Genomic DNA, 2,838 nt, shown 5'->3' with positions numbered 1-2,838 from the left:
GGATTTTCAATCCCCTGCTCTACCGACTGAGCTATCCGGGCAACGGAGCGCATTAAACCGCAATCGCGCCTTATCGTCAACATTATTTCGGGGAAAGCTGTTCAATTGCTTAACTTTACGGCAATCTGGCGGTTTGCGCGCCGAAAAGACCAAATTTCGCTGATTCGCTTACGTCAACGCCCCGCCCATACGACACTGAGCAAAGCGAAGAATATCTTCCGCCAGGCGGTGCGCCGTATCCACATCGGCCTGGCTACGATTCACCAGCATGCGGCTCAGACAACCCTCCAGTATCAACTCCATCTGCTTAGCGACCATTGCCGGGTCATCCACTTCAAGCGTTGTCAGTAGCTCGTGAGTGAAGTCATGCGCCGCACGCTTTTGCTGATCCGCCAGCTGATGTATTGGATGCCCGGGATCGGGATAAAATGTGCAGGCGGCAATAAACAGGCAGCCCGGATAACGATTGTTACTGACACATTCAGTCAGGGCGGTGTAGCGAGCCAGCAGCTTTTGCTCAGCCGTCAGTTCTTCATTAAGCATTAACTGTCTGCGCCAGATATCCACCTGCTGGCTAAGGTAGCGCAGCGCATCATAAAGCAGGGCCTCTTTATCCGGCCAGAAGCGCGTTAACTCATCCAGAGGGTAATCGATACGGTCGGCTACCATCTCAAGCGTGGTGCTGGCGATCCCTTGAATCTCAAGTAATTGCAGGGCTTGTCCCAGTACGTCTTCACGTTGCACGGTTATCTCCTCCGCTATTCCCAACGGTATGTCCCGTCTAAAGTGTTGTTTACGGTTGGCGATTGCGCAAATGCGCGCTGAATGCCGTTGAATCCATAAACCCGGTTACACGCTGTTCTGGCTGCTCTTCCCCTTGTTCATTGAAGAATAAAATGGTTGGCAGCCCGAGTACGTTAAGGTGCTTAAGCAGAGTCTTATCCTGCTCATTGTTGGCCGTGACGTTTGCCTGGAGCAACACCGTCTCTTTCAGGGCGCTTTGTACCTGAGGATCGCTAAAGGTGTATTTTTCAAACTCTTTGCAGGCAACACACCAGTCAGCATAGAGATCGAGCATCACCGGTTTACCTTTTGCCTGAGCCAGGGCGCTATTGAGCTCATCGACATTGTTAATGCGGGTGAAGTCCAGATGCGCCTGCGTCTGACCCACCGGCGTGCCAAATGCCCAGTCCTGCAGCGGACGCACGCTGACCAGTGCAGCCGCCAGCAGCAGGATTTGCACAAGGCGCATCCATGGCTTTTTCGCCCCCAGGCTGACGATAAATGCCCAGGAGAAGAATGCGACGCCAAGCATCGCCCACAGACGCATTCCCCACTCGTCTCCGATGATGCGCTCCAGCAGGAACACCGGTAGCGCCAGAATGACAAAACCAAACGCGGTTTTCACCGTCTCCATCCACGGTCCGCTTTTCGGCAGCAGACGATTACCAAAGACCGTCACAAGAATGAGCGGCAGACCCATCCCCAGCGCATAAAGATACAGCGTTCCGCCACCGAGCCACATATTGCCGCTCTGGGCGATGTACAGCAGGATGGCGCTGAGCGGCGCAGTGGTGCAGGGTGAACAGATTAGCCCGGCAATTGCACCCATTGCGAACACGCCGCCTGCAGATCCTCCCTGCTGACGATTACTCATCAGCGTTAAGCGGGTTTGCAGCGAAGAGGGCAGTTGCAGAGTGAACAGGCCAAACATCGACAGCGCCAAAAGAATAAAGACAACTGACAGACCAATAAGCACGTAAGGATGCTGAAGCGCTGCCTGGAATTGCAATCCAGCGGCGGCGACCACGAGGCCGAGCGCCGTGTAGGTTAATGCCATGCCCTGGACATAAATAAAAGCCAGCAGCAGCGCCCGGGCGGTGGAAAGCCGTTGCTTACCGCCTAGCACAATCCCGGAGATCAGCGGGTACATGGGCAGTACACACGGCGTAAAGGCAATGCCAATACCAATCAGTAGCGCCCAAAATGCTGAGAAGGGAAGATCTGAAGTGGCTTCGCCTTCTCCCTTCACCCTGGCCCCCTCCCCAGAGGGAAGAGGGGAGGCAGCGGCTTTAACTTCAGTAAGCGGAACGACCTTCGTTTCAGGAGGATAGCAGAAGCCCGCGTCGGCACAGCCCTGATACGTCACGGTCAGCGTGGCGCCTTTATCCGCCTGATTCACCGTGACGGGTACGTTTAAGCGCTGACGATAGATTTCACTCTTACCGTAGAACTCGTCCTCGTGCCACTCGCCCGCGGGCATCTGCAATGCGCCGACGTTAGCCTTTGCGGACGTGATGCTGACCTGTTTGCGGTAAAGGTAGTAACCCTCTTTCACCTGCCAGGTCAGATTGAGATCGTGCTGGTTCTGCTGAAAATCGAAAACAAACGCCTGGTCGGCAGGAATAAAGTTTGAACGGCCGGGTGCGTCAAACAACCCGGCAAATACTGATGTGCTGCACAGCAGCAGGATCAGCGTAAGGAAGCGTTGAGCCATGTGAGATAGTCGTTATCGCCATGGAGCACTGGCAGCACCAGCAGCTCTGGAGTTTGGTAAGGATGATGAGACTTGAGGCAGTCGAGGAGCGCCTGCTGGTTCGCCCGGTTGGTTTTAAGCAACATCTGGACTTCGTACTCCTGCTCCAGTTTGCCTTCCCAGTAATAAAGGGAGGTTGCGCCGGGGAGGAGCGTTACGCAGGCTGCCCATTTTTCGGCCAGCACTTTGGCGGCGAGATCCTGGGCAGAGGCTTCATCAGGGGCGGTACACAGTACGACAACGGCATCAGGCGTGTTCACAAGTCGACCTCCTCATCACGAAAGTCTTCACTATATATGTTC

The 2,838-nt window shown here is 54.9% G+C and carries 3 protein-coding genes; all 3 read right to left on the bottom strand.

All coding sequences use genetic code 11. From position 1 onward, the window contains the following. Nucleotides 1–168: 168 nt before the first annotated feature. The 3 genes from L977_RS11230 to cutA are packed head-to-tail and all read right to left on the bottom strand — an operon-like array spanning nucleotide 169 to nucleotide 2,796. Nucleotides 169–744 (bottom strand): transcriptional regulator, encoded by a 576-nt coding sequence (locus L977_RS11230; protein ID WP_023331831.1) that lies wholly within the window; start codon nucleotides 742–744, stop codon nucleotides 169–171. A gap of 49 nt (nucleotides 745–793) precedes the next feature. After that, complete coding sequence (locus tag L977_RS11225) at nucleotides 794–2,497, bottom strand: protein-disulfide reductase DsbD (protein ID WP_047625774.1); 1,704 nt, start codon at nucleotides 2,495–2,497, stop codon at nucleotides 794–796. Further along, on the bottom strand, nucleotides 2,473–2,796 hold the full coding sequence (cutA, locus tag L977_RS11220; protein WP_014882197.1) for a divalent cation tolerance protein CutA: 324 nt from the start codon (nucleotides 2,794–2,796) through the stop codon (nucleotides 2,473–2,475). The genes L977_RS11225 and cutA overlap by 25 nt, the downstream gene beginning before the upstream one ends. Between the last annotated feature and the right edge of the window lie 42 nt (nucleotides 2,797–2,838).

Origin of the sequence: Enterobacter sp. ZOR0014, from assembly GCF_000798855.1 — a bacterium.
In the GTDB taxonomy this organism is placed as follows: domain Bacteria; phylum Pseudomonadota; class Gammaproteobacteria; order Enterobacterales; family Enterobacteriaceae; genus Enterobacter; species Enterobacter kobei.
This window is presented reverse-complemented; position numbering and strand designations above follow the sequence as displayed.